Source organism: Microbacterium deferens (genome assembly GCF_045517775.1).
Taxonomy (GTDB): Bacteria; Actinomycetota; Actinomycetes; order Actinomycetales; family Microbacteriaceae; genus Microbacterium.
In genome coordinates, this window is record NZ_JBEUWT010000001.1 from 1,524,185 (window position 1) to 1,541,144 (window position 16,960).

Consider the following 16,960-nt stretch of genomic DNA (forward strand, 5'->3'; position numbering starts at 1 on the left):
GAGGGTTCTTAGTCTCGCGGGGTCGGTCCCCGCCCGCCACCATACTGAGACCATGGGATCGCGCAGCGCCGGCAGACGTGGCGTCGCCTGGACCGTGCGCACCCGCATCATCGCCGTGATCACGGTCGCGTCGGCGATCGGGATGCTGTCGGTCGGGGGCGTGGTGTACGTCGTCGAGCGCGCGCGCATCATCGCCCAGGTCGACGGCCGGTTGGACGCCGGCTACGAATCGGCACGGTTCCTTGTTCGTGACGGTGCGACGGGAGACGCACCCTGGACATCATCGGTCGACGCGCTCGAGTCGGTCGTCACGAGGATGAGTCCCGACGACAACACCGGCGCTCTCGGCGTGATCGACGGGGCAGCCGCCCTGGTGCCCGGGGTGCCGCTCGACGTCGACCTGCAGAGCGCGCCCGGTTTCGTCCCGCACGTCGCCGCCCGCGGGGCGGAGCGCTCGGTGATGGGCACGTACGCCGAGGACGGCGTCACCTGGCGCTACCTCGCGGCCCCCATCGAGATCGAAGGATCCCCCGACCCGGCGCGCGTGATGTTCGTGCTCGCCTACGACCTCGAAGCGGAGCTCGCCGAGATCGACGGGCCCGCCCAGGTGTACCTCCTCGCCGCGGCCATCGCGATCGCGCTCATCGCCGGAGCGGCCGGACTCGCAGCCGCGCGTCTGCTGCGTCCCCTCCGCCGCATGCGCGAGACCGCCGAACGCGTGTCGGCCAGATCGCTCGCCGAACGCCTGCCCGTCGAGGGCCACGACGACGTGTCGGAACTGGCCTCGACGATGAACGACATGCTCGACGACGCGCTCGAGAGCCAGCGCCGGCTGCTCAGCGACGTCGGGCACGAACTCAAGACGCCGATCACGATCGTGAGCGGCAACCTCGAGGTGATGGACATCGACGACCGCGACGACGTGCAGAGCACACGGGCGCTCGCGATCGACGAGCTCGCCCGCATGGGCCGGCTCGTACAAGACCTGGCCGACGAGGCGTCACTGCACGGCCCGGCTCCGATCGCGGTGCGACCGACCGATGTGTCCGAGCTCGTCGCCCAGGTCGCCCGGAAGGCCCAGGGAATCGAAGGAGCAACCGTGACCGCCGGCTCGGCGCCGCGCGCCATCGTCGAGCTCGACTCGGCGCGTATCACTCAGGCCCTCCTTCAGCTCGCGCAGAACGCCGTGTCCCACGGCGGGGGCGAGCTCGGCATCGGCGCGCGGCGGGTCGGCGACACCATCGAACTGTCGGTGCGCGATCACGGCCCCGGAGTGCCCGACGAGGCGAAGGAGCGCATCTTCGAGCGCTTCCAGCGCGGCGACACCGAGGGGCGCGGTGCCGACGGCAGCGGGCTGGGTCTGAGCATCGTGCAGGTCATCGCGCGTGCGCACGGCGGATCAGCGAGCGCCCGTGACGCGGAGGGCGGGGGCGCGGAGTTCGTCATTTCACTGCCGAGCCCGCACCTGTCGGCGGTGGAGCTGACCACCGTCGAGCCCGAGGCCCACCCGCCGAGGCCCCCACGCGCGCGCACCGTACGGATCGACGATCGAGAGGTGGTCGTGCCTCCCCGGCCCGACCTTCCTTCCGGGCCGCCTGTCCGCACCCCCGGCGACCGGACGGAGATCTGACCGTGGCATCGATACTCATCGCCGACGACGAGAAGCGCATCTCCGGCTTCATCGAGAAGGGCCTCAAAGCCGCCGGCTACGCCACGAGGGTGACGCCCAACGGCACCGAGGCGTTGCACCTGGCCCGCTCGGGCGAGTTCGATCTCGTCGTCCTGGATGTGAACCTTCCCGGGATGACCGGCTTCGAGGTGCTCGAGCATCTTCGCGGCGAGGGACACGGCATCCCCGTCATCATGCTGACGGCGCGAGTGGAACTCGAAGACACCGTCGCGGGCCTCGAAGGCGGGGCCGACGACTACCTCGGAAAGCCCTTCCGGTTCGACGAGCTGCTCGCGCGCATCCGGCTGCGGATGAAGAAGGATGCGGCAACCTCAGCGCCCGAGCTGAGGCACCGCGACATCGTCCTCGACATCAGGACGAGAGCGGCGAGCATCGACGGACGCGAGGTGGAGCTGTCGGCACGGGAGTTCGCCCTCGCCGAAGAGTTGATACGCCACGCGGGGCACGTGCTCAGCCGGGAGCAACTGCTCAGTCGGGTGTGGGGGTACGACTTCGACCCGTCCTCGAATGTCGTCGACGTCTACATCGGCTACCTGCGGCAGAAGCTCGGGGCCGGCCGCATCGAGACGCTGCGAGGGGTCGGCTACCGTCTGGTCTGACCGCGTGCGCCGCGCCTACGCACCCCGCAGCCACCGCAACGCGAGCTCGCGCCACGCGGGCCGGAAGAGGTAGAGCGCCCCGAGGCGCAACCGTGTCGCCGACTCGTACGCGTGCACCCGGTCGGGCTCCACGCCCGTCGCACGCGCGACACCGTCGATCGCCGCGCGGGCGACGGCCGTACGCGATGGCTCGAGCCGGCCCTGAGCGGCGCGGAACGCCACGTGCGCGCGCAGGTTGCCGAGATCGAGCGCCGCCTCCGCGATGGTCACGGTGTCGAGGTCGAGCAGGCCCGGCCGAGACGCCGCATCCCACATCACCTGTTTGTCGTGGAGGTCGCGGTGCGCGAGCGCGGCGCGACCGCGCGGACCCGCCACGAGTTCCTCCGCGACCCGGTCGCTCGCGCGGCGCACCGCGGACGCCTCGCCTCCGAGGTGGGGCTCGGCGTGCCGCATCCACTGCTCGAGCACTCGCACCTCAGCCTCGGCGTCGTGCAGGGGCAGCTCGCCGCAGGAGCTGTCCAGCAGCATGCCCCAGGCTTCGGCCCAGCCGTTCCACGCCCGCGCGAACTCCGCTTCGGCAACGCGTCGGTCGGAACCGAGATCGAACAGAGTACGGCCCGGCAACGACGCGAACCGCACGACCCCGCGCGCCGCGTCGGTCGGAGCCGAGGTCACGGCGGCTCGCGCGAACCCCGCCGAGAAGGCGGCGCCCGCCGCGTGCGCGGCGAGCACGGGCTCGGCGGCCCCCTCTCGGACGACCTTGGCATACCCGCCTCCGCGGGCGAGCCGGACGACCGCGCGACGCCCCGGTCGCCAGGAGACGACCTCACCGGCTCCGGCGACATCGGCCAGCGCGGGCAGCCGGCGATCGCACACCGCTTCGGCGACACGGACGTCGCCGTCGCACCAGCGTCCTGCGCGGACGCCGAGGATCCCGTCCGCCGTGACCTCGAGGTCGGCGCCGTCTCCGGCCGCACGAGGCCACGCGCGGCGGACGGTCCACGTGCGTCCGTGCGCGGCGACGCGGCGCGGCACCAGCGCGGTCACGGCGCCGTCTCCTCGGCGAGTGCGACCGCCGCGTGCACGCGGGCCGGCCACTCCGGGTCTCCCCGGCGGAACGGTTCGATCGCGCGAAGGAGCACGCACACCGGCAGCCAGCGTCGCAGGGCGTCGCCGTCGACGACGCCCTGCGCCCCCCGATATCCCGCCACGAGCGCATCGCTCAGCACGCGGCGGCCGGTGCGCAGCAGCTCGTCGGCCGTGAACGACGCCAGGTCGCGCATCGGGTCGCCGCCCCCGCACCGGTCGAGATCGATCACCCGCACCCCGTCACCCACGAGCACCTGATCGGCACTGAAGTCGCCGTGGACCACGGTCGCGCGCCCGGTCACGGGTGCGCAGGCCACAAGCGCGGACGCCCTCTCTGCGAGCTCGGGCAGCACGCCGCCGACGGCGGCGGCCGCGGCGGCCGCCTCGGCCGCCGCACTGGCCATGACGAGCCCCGGTGCCGCGCCGACCCCGTGGAGGGAGGCGAGAACGGCCCCCGCCCGCTCAGCGGAGTCCGTCGACGGGAACTCGGAGAGATCGCCGATTCCCCAGCGGGGGGCCGACCACGCCCGGGAGCCCAGGCCGCGCGGCTCGAGCACGGCCACCCCCCGGTCGAACAGATGCCGGTGCAGGGCGAGCACCCGGTCGACCGGGTGCTGGGTCAGTTTGACGATCCCGTGCGCCCCGGCATCGAGCACGAGGCGCCGGTGCGGGTTGTACCGCAGCACGGCGGCGCGGTGCACGAGCCCCGCCGACCGGTTCTCCACCGACCGCACCGCTCGCGCGAGCGCGCGGTCGCTCAGCGCCGGCCCTGTCACCGCGTGCGCGATGGAGTCGACCGGCCGCACCCCGCCGCCGTGCCGGAGGGCTTTCCCCGCCTTGTCGGGGCCGTCGTAGGCGGCCACCCAGCGCGGCCCCTCGTCGCTCTCGACGGCTGCGACGATGCTCGTCCCCGCCTTGTACCGCAGGCGCGTGAGCCGCACCTCGGCTCCGAGGGCCTCGCTGAGCAGGTGCGGGTCGAGGAGCGTCCCGAGGCCGGCGACGGCCGGGTCGGCGCGCGCGAGACGCGCCGCGGCCCGTGCGGCCCCGTTCATGCCCGCGCCGCCGCGTCTGCCGCGAGCCCGCCGCGCCCGTCACGCCCGGCCTGCAGAACCCACGCGCGAACGCGGGAGTCCGACAATCCCATCAGCAGCCCCGGCGGACCGTCCTCGACGATGCGCCCCTGCTCGAGCCAGAGCACACGGTCGGCGGCGAGAGCCTGGGTCACGTCGTGCGTGATCATGATGGTGGTGCGCCCACGGGTGAGCGCTCGAAGCGACGCGCCGACCTCGTGCCGCGCCTGCGGGTCGAGCCCGGTGGTCGCCTCGTCGAGCACCACGACGGGCGAGTCGCGCAGCAGCGCCCGTGCGATGGCGAGGCGCTGCCGCTGGCCGCCCGAAACCGTATTGCCACGCGAGCCGAGCATCGTGTCGTACCCCTCGGGGAGGTCGAGGATGAACTCGTGGGCGAAGGCGCGCCGAGCGGCCTCCTCCACCTCGTCGTCGGTGGCATCCAAGCGTCCGTACCGGATGTTCTCACGCACCGTCGTGGCGAACAGCACCGACTCCTGCAGGAGCAGCGACACCGCAGACCTCACGCTCGGGATGGTCGCCCCGCGCAGGCTCTCGCCGTCGACGCGGATGTCGCCGGCGATCGGGTCGGCGGTACGCACGAGCAGACCCGCGAGAGTCGACTTGCCCGCCCCCGACGGGCCGAGCAGACACAGTTGCTGGCCCGGCGCGATGCGCAGCGAGAGGTCGCGGAACAGCGCCCTCCCGCGGCCGTCGTCGACGCTCAGCCGATCGAACCACACCTCTCCGGCAGTCGCGCGCAGCGGCCGGGCGTCGACCGTCTCGGCGATCTCGACGGGCTCGTCGAGCAGGTCGGCGACCCGCTCCCCCGAGGCCGCGGCGCGGGCGATACGACCGGTGTACTTCGCCAGGTCCTTCAAGGGGCGCATCGCGAGCTTGAGGTAGGCCACGAAGATCACGAGGTCACCCGCGGTCATCCCTCCCGAGAGCACCTGCCACCCGCCCCCGAGCAGCACGGCCGCCGTCGCGAACCCCACGATGAGGTCGGTGCGACGCTCCAGTCCTGCGGCGAGCCGCCGGGCGCGCACACCCTCGGTGAGCGCCGTCGCGTTTCCACGATCGAACACCCCGCCCACCTTCTTCTCCAGCCCGTACGCCTGCACGACGCGGATCGCGCCGAGCGTCTCGGCGGCGGTGTCGGCGAGCGCCCCCTCTCCCTTCCGGGTCGTGCGCGAAGCATCCGTGATCTTCTTCGAGCTGCGCCGCGACGAGATCGCGTGGGCCACCGCCGCGGCCGCGACGACCAGCGTCAGCAGGGGGTCCATGAAGCCCATCACGACGATCAGCACCGCGAGGGTCGCCACGTTGCCGACGAGCGGCAGGCCCGCTGTCACGGCGACCTCCTGCAGGCGCCCGATGTCGCCGACGAGCCGCTGCACGACGTCGCCCGCCGATGACGAGGAGTGGTAGCGCAGCGAGAGTGCCTGCACGTGCGAGAACACCCGAGCACGCAACTCGGTCGCGACCCTCGACCCGACCAGCGCGAACGCGATGGTGCTGAGGTAGGCGGCGAGAGCGCGCAGGGCGATGATGCCCAGGAGCAGCACCGCGCAGGCCACGAGCAGCCCGGTGGTCGCCGGGGGGATCCCGGCCGCTGCGCCCGCCGTCGCCCCGAGGCTGGCGGCGACGGCGTCGATGACGAACTTCAGCGGCCAGGGCTCGAGCACCCGGAACGCGACGTCGGCGAGCAGCGCGACCATGCCCCCCGCCATCAGCCACCCCTTGCCCCGGAGGTGGGGTCGCACGATCTGCAGGCTGCGCGCGAGCGCGCCTCTGGTCGCCACCGGCTGGCGCGCACGCGACGGGCTCATGCGGCGTCCTCTCGCGGGAGAGAAGCGAGAATTCCCGACAGCACACGGCTCCAGTCGTGGGCGGCGACGGCGCGCTCTCGCGCGGCGGCCCCCATGCGGGCGCGCAGCGCCGGCCGGTCGCGCAAACGGGCGAGTGCGCCCGCCAGCGCCTCGACGTCTCCGGGATCGGTGAGCAGGCCCGTCCGCCCCGATTGCACGAGGTCGGGAAGCTGACCGAGGCGGGAGGCGACGACGGGCACACCTGCTGCGAGGTACTCGCAGACCTTCAGCGGAGAGAAATAGGCGTCGCCGGCACGATACGAGGCGACCCCCACGTCGAGTGTCGCGAGCAGGCCCGGTACGGCATCCGGCGCCACCGCGCCGTGGAACACCGCGTCGACACCCCGTTGCGCCGCATGGCGACGAAGATCCGCCCCCGCGGGCCCGTCGCCGATGATGACGAGACGGGACGGGTGATCGGATGCTGCGAGCAGCCCCATCGCGTCGATCAGCACGTCGACTCCGTGCCACGGCTTCAGCGTGCCCACGAATCCCACGGCGAACGGCTCTCCCTCAGCGGGACGCACGATCGACGGGCGGATACGGGCGGTGTTCACCCCGTTCGGCGCGACGATCGGGGCGATCGCCCCGTGGGCACGCGCCCAGTCCGCGACCGGGGCCGAGACGCAGGCCACGACGTCGGCGGCCGTCAACGCCGTGCGGGCGGTCGCCGCGGCGAGGTTCTCGTCCACGAGCACGCGGTGGGTGCGCTGCTCATCGATGAGCGGGGCGTTGACCTCGAGGACCGCTCTGATCGGAAGCGAGCGCGCGACGCGCGCGCCGATGGCGGCGAACAGCGAGAAGCGCTCGTAGACCAGGTCGCAGCCGTCTGCGACGACCGCGTCGGCGAGCTCCGCCGCGGCGTCAGCGACCGCCCGCTCGCGCATCCGATCGTCGCCGCGTGCCACTCGTCGCTCGATGACGCGCAGATCTGCCAGGTCCGCGGGCGGGTGGTCTCCGCGCCGCGTCGCGTAGACCACCACCTCGTCACCGCGATCGCGGAAGGCGCGCACGATCTCCTGGATGTGGACGCTGGCGCCCTTGGTTCCGAACACGGGCACTCCGGGGTCGGCGCAGACGTAAGCGACGCGCATCAGGCCACCTTCCTCTCGGTCGCGAAGGAGGCCTCCGCGGTGAGGGCCGCCAGCCGGGCAGCCTGGCGGGCGGCGTCGAATTCGTTCTCCACGAGCGCACGCGCCCGGCGCGCGATTCCGACGCGGTCGAATCCGGGACGGGCAACCGCCATGATCGCCTCGCTCAACCCGACGACGTCGCCGGGTTCGCACAGGAGCCCGGTCTCGTGGTGGCGGATGACTTCGGGAATCCCGGTCACCGCGGTCGAGATGCACGGCACACCGCTGGCCATCGCCTCCAGCAGCACGGTGGGCAGCCCGTCGACGTTACCGTCGCCCCCGACCAGGCACGGCGCGACGAAGAGGTCGGCTTCGGCGAGGCACCGGGCGACCTCGTCTTGGGGCAGCGGCCCGCGCAGGCGGATACCGTGACGATGCGGCGATCTGGCGATGCGCGCGGCGATGTCGTCGCGCAGCTCCCCGTCGCCGACGATGTCGAGCCGTGCCGCGATCCCGGCCTCTCGCACGCGGTCGAAGGCATCGATGAGCACACCGAAGCCCTTCTTCTCGACCAGGCGCCCGACCGACAGCATCCGTAGCTCGTCGCCGGGGGCACGCGTGACGAAGGGGAAGCGCGAGAGCTCCAGACCGTTGTACACGCGGTGCAGACGATCGCGGCGGGGAAAGGTCTCGCGCAGGTGACGCAGGTTGAAGTCGCTGACCGTCACCGCGAAAGCCGCGTCGCGGAGCTTCATGTCGAGATCGTCGGCCGAGACCGAATCGTGGAAGACGTCCTTCGCATGGGCGGTGAAGGAGTACGAGATGCCGCTGAGCCGCGCCGCCAATCGCGCGACCGATGTCGCCGTCGAGGCGAAGTGGGCATGCAGGTGGGTGATCCCGCGTGCGCGCACCTGCCGGGCGATCTCGATGGCCTGGATGGCATCGCTCGCCTCGGAAGACACGAGGTCGCCGAGGTGGCGCCCGATCGCCGCCGCGAGGAACGGGTCGACTGCCGCGTCGCGCAGCACCTGCCACAGGGGCGCGACGCGACGAGGCGGGGCGATGGCCCGCACCGGCGCTGTGACCCGGGCGAGCTCGCTGTGGAAGCGCGTGTCATCGGTGGGGCGAAGGGAGAAGATCTCCAGGTGCTCGCCCTGCGCTTCGCGGGCGAGGATCTCGGTGACCACGAACGTCTCGGAGAACCGGGGGTAGACCTTCACCACGTAACCGGTGCGGGGGACATCAGACAGCATGCGCGAGAACCTCCCGTCCGGCGCGGGCGTCGGCGATGAGCCGGGCCGCGAGCGGTGCGACGGCGTCGAGTCCGCCGAGGTCGATGCCGGTACGCGTCGCGCGGTCACCGACCCGACGGGCGAAGAAGTCCTCGATCGCCCGCGCGTCGGCCTCGGAGGGGGAGAAGGTCTCGATCGCACCGGCACGGGCGAGCGCGACGGCCCGGAGGCGTTGCTCGTCTCGACGATCGACCCGGGGCACGACGAGGATCGGAGTATCCGTGCTCATCACCTCGCACACCGTGTTGTAGCCGCCCATCGCCACGACGGCCGCCGCTCGTCGCGCGAGTCCGAGGACGTCGGGCACCGACTCCACGACCTCCGTGCGTTCTGTCGCGACGGCACGCACGGACGCCCGGTCGCTCTCGGGCATCTGAGGACCGACGACGACGAGGTGCCGGAACCCGGCGGGCACCGCCGCTCGCGCCGCCTCCCGCGCGATGCCCGCTCCGTCGCATCCGCCCCCGACCGTGGTGAGCACGAACGGGTCTTCCACCTCGACGGGGGCGGCATCGCGGCCGTGGGCCAGGTAGCCGGTGTGGGTGACCAGGTCGTGCAGACCGCGAGGGAGCTCGCCGCTCGCGGTGATGTCGTGGACGGTGGGGTCGCCGTAGACCCAGATCGCATCGAAGTGCTCGCGGACCGCTGCGGCACCGCCCAGCGCCCGCCACTCGGCACGGGCCACCGCGGGGCGGTCGAGCACGTCACGCAGTCCGAGCACCGTCGCACAGGAGGGCCGCTGGGCTCTCAGCTGCCGCAGAGCCTTGTCGAGTTCGCGGTGCACCCCGAACGGGTGGCGGTCCACGACGAGGAGATCCGGACCGAACTCCTTCAGCACCGCCGCCACGACCGCCGAACGCATCGCCGTCACCCGGTCGATGCCGGCGGCGAGGTGCCGGGAACGATACCCGCCCTCGCCTACGGTGACGCTGGGAAGCACCACCCAGTCCCATCCGGCAGGAGCCGCAAACCCCGTGGCCGACGCCTGACCGGTCAGGAGCACGCCGGTGACCTGCTCGCCGGTCAGTGCGGGGAGCGACCGTGAGAGCGCGTGGGCGATGGCGAGGTTGCGGCGAACATGGCCGAGGCCGACGGAATCGTGCGACGACAGAGCGATGCGGAGGACCATGACGTTCTCTCCCGGGGAGTGCGGCGCGGATGGACCGCGGCGGCGGGTGGCCGCAAGTCAACGATCGCGGCGCCCGCTAAGCCCCCCGTGAGACGTCTACGAGAGCGTTCTTAGAAAGACGAACGCCCCCGCACGCCCGAGTGTTCGCGGCGTGCGGTCGACTCGAGGCCCCGGTCAGCCGTGCACCGCGGACTGCCCCAGGTGCGTGACGAGTTCGTCGAGGGCGCTCGCCCAGCCGTCGTAGAAGCTGTCATCGCCGGCCATGCCGTCCACGCCGCGCAGGTCGAAGGTGAGGCGGGTCAGGTCGCCCGCCGACGCGATGGTGACGGTGACGACGGGGGTCGCGTCGGGATCGGCACCCGGCTCGCCCCAGGTGAAGACGAGGCGCTCCTGCGGCACGACCTCGCGGTAGACGCCACCGGTGGGGGACTCTTCGCCGGAGGCGTCATCGACCATCGTGTAGGCGTAGCGACCGCCCTTCTTCGCGTCGATGGTCACCGTTTCGCGCGGTGTGGTCATGCCGACCGGGTGCCACCACTGGGCGGCGTCGTCGGCGTCGGTCCACGCGTTCCAGATCTGCTCGGGGGTCGCGTCGAGCAGTCGTTCGATGGTGAAACCGCGGGAGGAATCGATCATGGGTGTGCTCCTTGCCTGCCGCGGCGCGCGTCGTCGCGGTTCGAGCACGGTACGTCGCGGTTCGCGTTGCGTCGAGGCGGTTGCGCGCACAGCCGATCGGCGGTGTCGAGTCGGCAGCAGCTCATCGACGCAGCCACCGGGCTCGTCCAGAACGATCAGGGGGTCGTCGCTACGGCACCGCCGTGGAACTCCCCTGAGCGACCCGCGGCTGCCAGGTCGCGAGAACGGCCGCGGCAGCATCCAGGCTCTCGGCGGCGGCCTCGTCGTCGGCGCGCGCCTGAGCCAGTGCAGCCAGCACGAGAGAAGAGCAGGTGACGGCGAGCGTGCGCTGAGACGCGCCGTCGAGGTCGGGTCGCCGCGCGGCGACACCCGCGCGCACGGCGCCGCGGATCTCGTCGGTGTACTCGGCGATGATCACGCGGACGCCCTCGTCTTCGCTCGCCAGCGGTGTGCACGCCGCGTTCACCAGCAGACACCCCGATCTCACCGAGGATGAGGGAGAGGTGATCTCGGCGCGGAGCGCACCCAGGTAGCGCTCCAGTGCGTCGGGGGCGGGGTCGTTCTGCCGCAGCGCCGCGAGGCGGGGGCGGGCGACATGCGCGAGGTAGTCGACGACGACCGCCTCGAACAGCCCCCGCTTGCTCCCGAACGCGTGGTAGAGGCTCGACCGCTTCAAAGAGGTCGCCTCCTCCAGCTCGCCGATCCCCGCTTCGGCGTACCCGCGCGACCAGAACAGGTCGCGCGCCGAGCGCACCACCTCGTCGTGATCGAACGTTCGCTGTCGTCCCATCGGATTCCCTCCGTCGGGGTCTATATTAGACCGATCGTTACACAATTTCGGAAGGACATCCCCATGCGCGCGATCACCCACCACGAGTTCGGCGACCCGGCGGCAGTGCTCTCGGTCGAAGACGTTGAGACCCCCACCCCCGGCGAAGGAGAGGTGCGCATCCGCACGCTGCTCTCCCCCATCCACAACCACGACCTCTGGACGATCCGCGGCACCTACGGGTACAAGCCCGCCCTTCCGGCCCGCGCCGGAACCGAGGCCGTCGGCGTCGTGGAAGAGGTGGGCTCCGGGGTCGAGTCCCTGAAGGTGGGCCAGCGCGTCGCCACGGGCGGCACTCTCGGGGTCTGGGCCGAGCAGTTCATCGCCCGCGCGGCGGGTCTCGTCCCCGTCGCCGACGGCCTCCCCGACGACGCCGCCGCCCAGCTCGTGTCGATGCCGTTCAGCGCGATCAGCCTGCTGGAGTTCCTCGATCTGAAGCCGGGCGACTGGATCGTGCAGAACGCCGCGAACGGCGCCGTCGGTCGCATGGTCGCCCAGATCGGCGCCGCGCGCGGCATCAACGTGGTGGGCCTCGTGCGCCGCGCGTCGGGCGTGCAAGAACTCGAGGATCAGGGCATCTCGCGCATCGTCGCGGTCGACAGCGAGGGCTGGCAGCAGCGCGTCGCCGACCTCACCGGCGGCGCCGACATCGTGGCCGGCGTCGACTCCGTCGGCGGTCGGTCGAGCGGCGACGTGCTCTCGCTCCTCGCCGAAGGAGCGACCCTCGTCGCGTTCGGCGCGATGGACAGCCCGACGATGGAGCTCGCCTCGGGCGACGTCATCTTCAAGCAAGCCACGGTGAAGGGCTTCTGGGGCAGCAAGGTGTCGGCGAGCATGGATGCGGCGACGCGCACCGAACTCTTCGGCGAGCTCTCGCGGCACCTGTCGTCGGGGGTGCTGACGCTTCCCGTCGCATCGATCCACGGGTTCGACGATGTCGCGGCGGCCGTCACCGCCTCCGGCGAAGCGGGCCGCGTCGGCAAGGTGCTCCTGCGCCCCTGACCGGTCTCGGGCCGGTCGTCGCGTCACCTCGCGGCGCCCGGCCCTACCCGGCGGCGAGCTCGACCATCGTCGCAAGCGCCTCGATGGCCGGTCGCTGGCCCTTCACGAGTCGCTCGCGCGCCTCATCGATCGCGACCCACTCGGCCCGGTCGACCTCGGGGAACCGTGCGGTCGCTCCCGACCGCGGGGGCCACTCCATCTCGAACTCGCCGAAGGTGAATCCGGATGCGTCGAAGCCTGCGCCGTCCGCGACGAACACCACGACGCGCTTGCCCGACGAGTACGCGAATGTACCCAGTTCGGCATAGTCGGCCGACGGCGCATCGACGCCGAGCTCTTCGCGGAACTCGCGGCGCGCAGCATCCATCGCCGACTCGTCGTCGGGATCGAACTCGCCCTTCGGGATCGACCAGGCGGCGGCATCCTTCGAGGCCCAGAACGGGCCTCCCATGTGGGCGATGAGCACCTGCACCCCGCCGCCGTCGAGGCGGTACAGCAGGATGCCGGCGCTCATCGCCACCATGGGCGGGCCTCAGGCCACTCGGGTCGCGGGCGACGTCTCGTACGTCTTCTGCCCGTCGCGCTCGACCGTGCCACCCAGCGCCTCGTCGATCGCGGAGAGGGTGTCGGCGTCGAGGGTGATACCGGAGGCCTTGACCGTGTCGGCGAGCTGCTCCGGGCGCGACGCGCCGACGAGCGCGGCGGCGACGTTCGGGTTCTGCAGCACCCAGGCGATCGCCATCTGCGGCATCGACAGGCCCGCCTGCTCAGCGATGGGCTTCAGGCGCTGCACCGCGGTGAGCGTGTCGTCGGTGAGGAAGCGCTTGATGAAGGTGGCGCCGCTCTTCTCGTCGGTCGCGCGCGACCCCTCGGGCACCGGCTGACCGGGCAGGTACTTGCCGCTCAGCACGCCCTGCGCCATCGGCGACCAGACGATCTGCGAGATGCCGAGTTCTTCGCTCGCGGGAACCACCTTGTCTTCGATGACGCGCCACAGCATCGAGTACTGGGGCTGGTTCGAGATGAGCTGGATGTTGAGCTCCTTCGCGAGTGCGTGACCCTCGCGCAGCTGCTCTGCGGTCCACTCCGAGACACCGATGTAGAGCACCTTGCCCTGGCGCACCAGGTCGGCGAACGTCTGGAACGTCTCCTCGAGCGGCGTCTCGTAGTCGAAGCGATGGGCCTGGTAGAGGTCGACGTAGTCGGTGCCGAGGCGCTGGAGCGAACCATTGATCGACTCGGTGATGTGCTTGCGGCTCAGGCCGGTGTCGTTGGGTCCGCCCGGTCCGGTCGGGAAGTACACCTTCGTGAAGATCTCGAGCGACTCGCGCCGCTGCCCCTCGAGCGCCTTCCCGAGGATGACCTCGGCGGCGGTGTTGGCGTAGGCGTCGGCGGTGTCGAACGTCGTGATTCCGGCGTCCAGAGCGGCGTGCACGGTCTTGACGGCGGCGTCGTCCTCGACCTGCGACGCGTGCGTCACCCAGTTGCCGTACGTGATCTCCGAGACCTTGAGACCACTGTTGCCCAGATAGCGATAGTTGACCATGCGTCAACGCTACTGGCGTCCGCGGGCACCGGCTCCGGGTTGCGCCGACGGTATCGAGGATGCGTCAACCACCCCCGTTCGCAGGCGCGCCTCGATAGCGTTCCCTCGTGAGCACCTCTCCGACCCGCGCTCGGATGACCGGGCAGATGCGCGCGGCGCGCACCCTCGTGGCGCCCTCGCGCGTGCTGCTGGCGGCGAAGACCGCGGGCGCCGCCGTCCTCGCCTGGTACCTCGCGCCGCTCATCCCGTTCGCCGCCGACGAGTACTCGTACTACGCACCGCTCGGGGTCGTCGTGAGCATGTATCCGACGCTGGCCGATTCTGCGCGCTCGAGCGTGCAGACGGTGCTGGGCCTGGCGATCGGCATCGGTTTCGGTCTCGTCGCGGTCGGTCTCGACGCCGCCGGGGTGCCGGCCGCGGTCGCCCTCGCCGGCATCGTCGCGATCGGAGTGCTGCTGGGCGGCGCACGCGCCCTCGGCCCCGGCCGGGAGTGGATCGTCATGGCGGCGCTGTTCGTGCTGCTGATCGGCGGGAGGGGCGACCCCGACCAGTTCTCGGTGTCGTACCTCGTCACGATGGCGTTCGGGATCGTGGTCGGTGTCGCGGTGAACGTCCTCATCGCACCCCCGGTGTTCCTGCCGTACGCCTCCCGACGGCTCAGCGAACTCCGCGACACCCTCGCCGCACGGCTGGACGAGATGGCCGACGCCGTCGGTGCAGGAGGCGTCGACCACGACGCCCTGGCCGCGTCGATGAGCGAGCTGTCGACGATGCTCCTGACCGTCGCCGACGAGGTGCGCGAGGCCGACCGCAGCCTGCGGGGCAACCCGAGGGGCCGCCGCCAGGCGGCCGCCCAGGAGGAGAACTCGCGTCGCTTGCGCGCGCTCGAGCACGTGACGTTCTTCGCACGCGACCTGGCCGACATCCTCGGCCGCATCCCCCCGGCGAGCGCCCCGCTGCGAGGCGACGCGCGCGCGCTGCTCGCCGAGGCGGTGCGCGCGTGCCGCGACGTCGTCGCCACCGCGCCGGGTGACCGCGACACCACGGCGCTCATCGAGACCGCCGGCGCGGCGGTCGAGGGCTACCTCGCGTCGCTGGAGCCCGTCGACACCGGCATCGCCGAGCTGGCGGAGACCGTGACCGCGGGGGTCAGCCTTCGCCGCATGATCGACGCCTGCCGACCGTTCGCCTGAGGCAGAGGCCTAGCTGTCCTTGCGGATCCAGCGGAAGGTGATCCGCACGAGGATCAGGCCGACCACGAGCCAGATGAGCGTCACCCCCAGCGTGAGTCCGTGCTGCCACGTGCCGCCCGGCTCGTCGGCGGCGAACACCTCGGGCAGGAAGACCGATCGCATCCCCTGAGCCAGCCACTTCAAGGGGAAGATGCTCGCGACGTTCTGCAGCCACTCCGGCAGCACCGAGAACTGGATGAAGATGCCCGAGATGAACTGCAGCACCAGCACGATCGGGATGACGACCGCCGAGGCGCTGCGCCCGGTGCGCGGGAGGGCGCTGAGGCCGATGCCGAGGATCGCGCACGTGGTGACCCCGAGCAGGAACACCCACGCGAAGGTCAGCCACCGTTGCGGGTCGGTCGGCAGCGCGACACCGAAGAAGATCCCGGCGATCGCGATGAGGAGCGCGGCCTGCAGGAATCCGGTGACGAGCACCTGGCCGAGCTTGCCCATGAAGTACGACACCGGTGACAGCGGCGTCCCGCCGAGACGCTTGAGCGACCCGTCGCTGCGCTCCATCGCGATGTCGATCGCGAGGTTCTGCAGGCCCGAGAGCAGCAGACCCGCCGCGAGCATGCCCGGCAGGTAGTACGCGGCCGAAGAGATCTCGCCGTCGGGCGGCCCGAAGGTCGCCGAGCTGAAGGCCACCGCGAAGATGAGCAGGAACATCACGGGGAACAGGAACGTGAAGAAGACCGAGTCGCCCTGCCGGAAGTACGAGCGCACCTCGTAGGCGACGCGCGAGAGCCCGAGGCGCAGGGTGCGCCCCAATCCGAACGAGCCGACGCCGGAGCGGTTCGGACTCGAGAGCGCCGCGCTCATGCCGCGACCTCCTCGGTCGATGCGGCCGCCGGATCGACGAACGAGAGGTAGATGTCCTCGAGGCTCGGGCGCACCACCTCGAGATTCTCGGGTTCGCGCCCCGACGCGGCCACGAGCCGCGTGACGAACTCGCCGGGGCTCGACGTCCGCTCCTGGTGCACGACACCGTCGTGGCGCCAGCGCACCACCGGCACACGCGACGCGGGCCCGCCGAGCTCGTCGATCGGCCCGATCGAGGCCAGTTCGCCGCCGACGAGGATGGCCGCGCGCTGCGACAGCTCGGCCGCTTCGTCGAGGTAGTGCGTGGTGAGGAGGATCGTGGTGCCCTCCCCCTGCAGCCCCCGGATGAGATCCCAGAACTGCCGCCGCGCCTCGGGGTCGAAGCCGGTCGTGGGCTCGTCGAGGAAGAGCAGATCGGGCTGCCCGATGATGCCGAGCGCAACGTCGACACGTCGACGCTGGCCGCCCGAGAGCTTGCGGACGGGTGTCTTGGCCTTCTCGGTCAGACCGACCGCGGCGATCACCTCATCGACACGGCGGGCGCGCGGGTAGAAACCCGCGAAGTGCGTGAGCAGTTCCTTCACCGAGGCGGTCGGGGCCTCGCCGGTGTTCTGCAGCACGATCCCCAGGCGGGATTTCCACTCGAGCGTGGCGTGGTGGGGGTCGACGCCGAGCACCGACACCGTTCCGCCGCTGCGATCGCGATACCCCTCGAGGATCTCGATGGCGGTGCTCTTGCCCGCCCCGTTCGGGCCGAGCAGCGCGAAGGTCTCGCCTCGATGGATCTCGAAGCTGATCCCCTTGAGCGCCTGGAACCCCCCGCGATAGGTCTTGGTGAGGCCGGACACCTCGACGACGGATTCGGTCATGTCTTCGAGAATGCCCTGAACGGATGCTGCGCACCACTCTCACGGCCAGGTCCGCAGCATCCGTTGCCCTGCCGAGCCGACGCCGGCACGCATCCGGCGTAGGAGAAGCCGCCGGCGTAGGCCGCTCCGCCGCCGATCGGCCTACCCTCGCGCCATCTCCTACCCCCGCGACGCCACGAGGTCGGCGAGCGCGCCGTTCGGCACCGCCAGC

The 16,960-nt window shown here is 71.6% G+C and carries 16 protein-coding genes; 4 read left to right on the forward strand and 12 right to left on the reverse strand.

The window, feature by feature from the left end:
• Positions 1-52: 52 nt before the first annotated feature.
• Both ABTU82_RS07175 and ABTU82_RS07180 read left to right on the forward strand, forming a co-directional pair.
• On the forward strand, positions 53-1,630 hold the full coding sequence (locus tag ABTU82_RS07175) for a sensor histidine kinase (RefSeq protein WP_407172614.1): 1,578 nt from the start codon (positions 53-55) through the stop codon (positions 1,628-1,630).
• A gap of 2 nt (positions 1,631-1,632) precedes the next feature.
• Positions 1,633-2,289, forward strand: coding sequence for a response regulator transcription factor (locus ABTU82_RS07180; protein WP_407172616.1), 657 nt, complete (start codon positions 1,633-1,635; stop codon positions 2,287-2,289).
• Positions 2,290-2,304: 15 nt separating this feature from the next.
• Here ABTU82_RS07180 and ABTU82_RS07185 read toward each other — a convergent pair whose 3' ends face one another.
• The 8 genes from ABTU82_RS07185 to ABTU82_RS07220 all read right to left on the reverse strand — a co-directional run bounded on the left by ABTU82_RS07185 (position 2,305) and on the right by ABTU82_RS07220 (position 11,236).
• Positions 2,305-3,336, reverse strand: coding sequence for a hypothetical protein (locus tag ABTU82_RS07185; RefSeq protein WP_407172618.1), 1,032 nt, complete (start codon positions 3,334-3,336; stop codon positions 2,305-2,307).
• On the reverse strand, positions 3,333-4,430 hold the full coding sequence (locus tag ABTU82_RS07190) for a phosphotransferase family protein (RefSeq protein WP_407172619.1): 1,098 nt from the start codon (positions 4,428-4,430) through the stop codon (positions 3,333-3,335). Before ABTU82_RS07190 ends, ABTU82_RS07185 begins: the two co-directional genes overlap by 4 nt.
• A complete protein-coding gene (locus ABTU82_RS07195) occupies positions 4,427-6,277 on the reverse strand; it encodes an ABC transporter ATP-binding protein (RefSeq protein ID WP_407172620.1) in 1,851 nt (616 codons plus the stop codon). Before ABTU82_RS07195 ends, ABTU82_RS07190 begins: the two co-directional genes overlap by 4 nt.
• Positions 6,274-7,410, reverse strand: a complete 1,137-nt coding sequence (locus ABTU82_RS07200) for a glycosyltransferase family 4 protein (protein WP_407172621.1) — start codon at positions 7,408-7,410, stop codon at positions 6,274-6,276. Before ABTU82_RS07200 ends, ABTU82_RS07195 begins: the two co-directional genes overlap by 4 nt.
• Entirely contained in the window at positions 7,410-8,642 is a 1,233-nt protein-coding gene (locus ABTU82_RS07205; protein ID WP_407172622.1) for a glycosyltransferase, read from the reverse strand. Before ABTU82_RS07205 ends, ABTU82_RS07200 begins: the two co-directional genes overlap by 1 nt.
• A complete protein-coding gene (locus ABTU82_RS07210; RefSeq protein WP_407172624.1) occupies positions 8,632-9,810 on the reverse strand; it encodes a glycosyltransferase family protein in 1,179 nt (392 codons plus the stop codon). The genes ABTU82_RS07205 and ABTU82_RS07210 overlap by 11 nt, the downstream gene beginning before the upstream one ends.
• Before the next feature lie 174 nt (positions 9,811-9,984).
• Complete coding sequence (locus ABTU82_RS07215) at positions 9,985-10,446, reverse strand: SRPBCC family protein (RefSeq protein WP_116648080.1); 462 nt, start codon at positions 10,444-10,446, stop codon at positions 9,985-9,987.
• Between the two features lie 169 nt (positions 10,447-10,615).
• A complete protein-coding gene (locus ABTU82_RS07220; RefSeq protein WP_407172625.1) occupies positions 10,616-11,236 on the reverse strand; it encodes a TetR/AcrR family transcriptional regulator in 621 nt (206 codons plus the stop codon).
• Positions 11,237-11,299: 63 nt separating this feature from the next.
• On the opposite strand from ABTU82_RS07220, the gene ABTU82_RS07225 reads away from it, so the two are divergent.
• Positions 11,300-12,277 carry a zinc-binding dehydrogenase gene (locus ABTU82_RS07225; RefSeq protein ID WP_407172626.1) on the forward strand — a complete coding sequence of 326 codons (978 nt, stop codon included), beginning with the start codon at positions 11,300-11,302 and terminating at the stop codon, positions 12,275-12,277.
• A gap of 43 nt (positions 12,278-12,320) precedes the next feature.
• Here ABTU82_RS07225 and ABTU82_RS07230 read toward each other — a convergent pair whose 3' ends face one another.
• Both ABTU82_RS07230 and ABTU82_RS07235 read right to left on the reverse strand, forming a co-directional pair.
• The gene (locus ABTU82_RS07230) at positions 12,321-12,800 is read right to left on the reverse strand and encodes an NUDIX hydrolase (protein WP_407172628.1); all 480 of its coding nucleotides are present in this window, start codon (positions 12,798-12,800) and stop codon (positions 12,321-12,323) included.
• Positions 12,801-12,809: 9 nt separating this feature from the next.
• On the reverse strand, positions 12,810-13,823 hold the full coding sequence (locus tag ABTU82_RS07235; protein ID WP_116648084.1) for an aldo/keto reductase family protein: 1,014 nt from the start codon (positions 13,821-13,823) through the stop codon (positions 12,810-12,812).
• Between the two features lie 107 nt (positions 13,824-13,930).
• Between ABTU82_RS07235 and ABTU82_RS07240 the strand changes: the two genes are divergently transcribed.
• Complete coding sequence (locus ABTU82_RS07240; RefSeq protein ID WP_407172630.1) at positions 13,931-15,016, forward strand: FUSC family protein; 1,086 nt, start codon at positions 13,931-13,933, stop codon at positions 15,014-15,016.
• 9 nt (positions 15,017-15,025) lie between these two features.
• Here ABTU82_RS07240 and ABTU82_RS07245 read toward each other — a convergent pair whose 3' ends face one another.
• Together ABTU82_RS07245 and ABTU82_RS07250 are read right to left on the reverse strand one after the other, a co-directional pair.
• Entirely contained in the window at positions 15,026-15,880 is an 855-nt protein-coding gene (locus ABTU82_RS07245; RefSeq protein WP_116648086.1) for an ABC transporter permease, read from the reverse strand.
• Positions 15,877-16,749 (reverse strand): ABC transporter ATP-binding protein, encoded by an 873-nt coding sequence (locus ABTU82_RS07250; RefSeq protein WP_116648087.1) that lies wholly within the window; start codon positions 16,747-16,749, stop codon positions 15,877-15,879. Before ABTU82_RS07250 ends, ABTU82_RS07245 begins: the two co-directional genes overlap by 4 nt.
• Positions 16,750-16,960 lie beyond the last annotated feature (211 nt).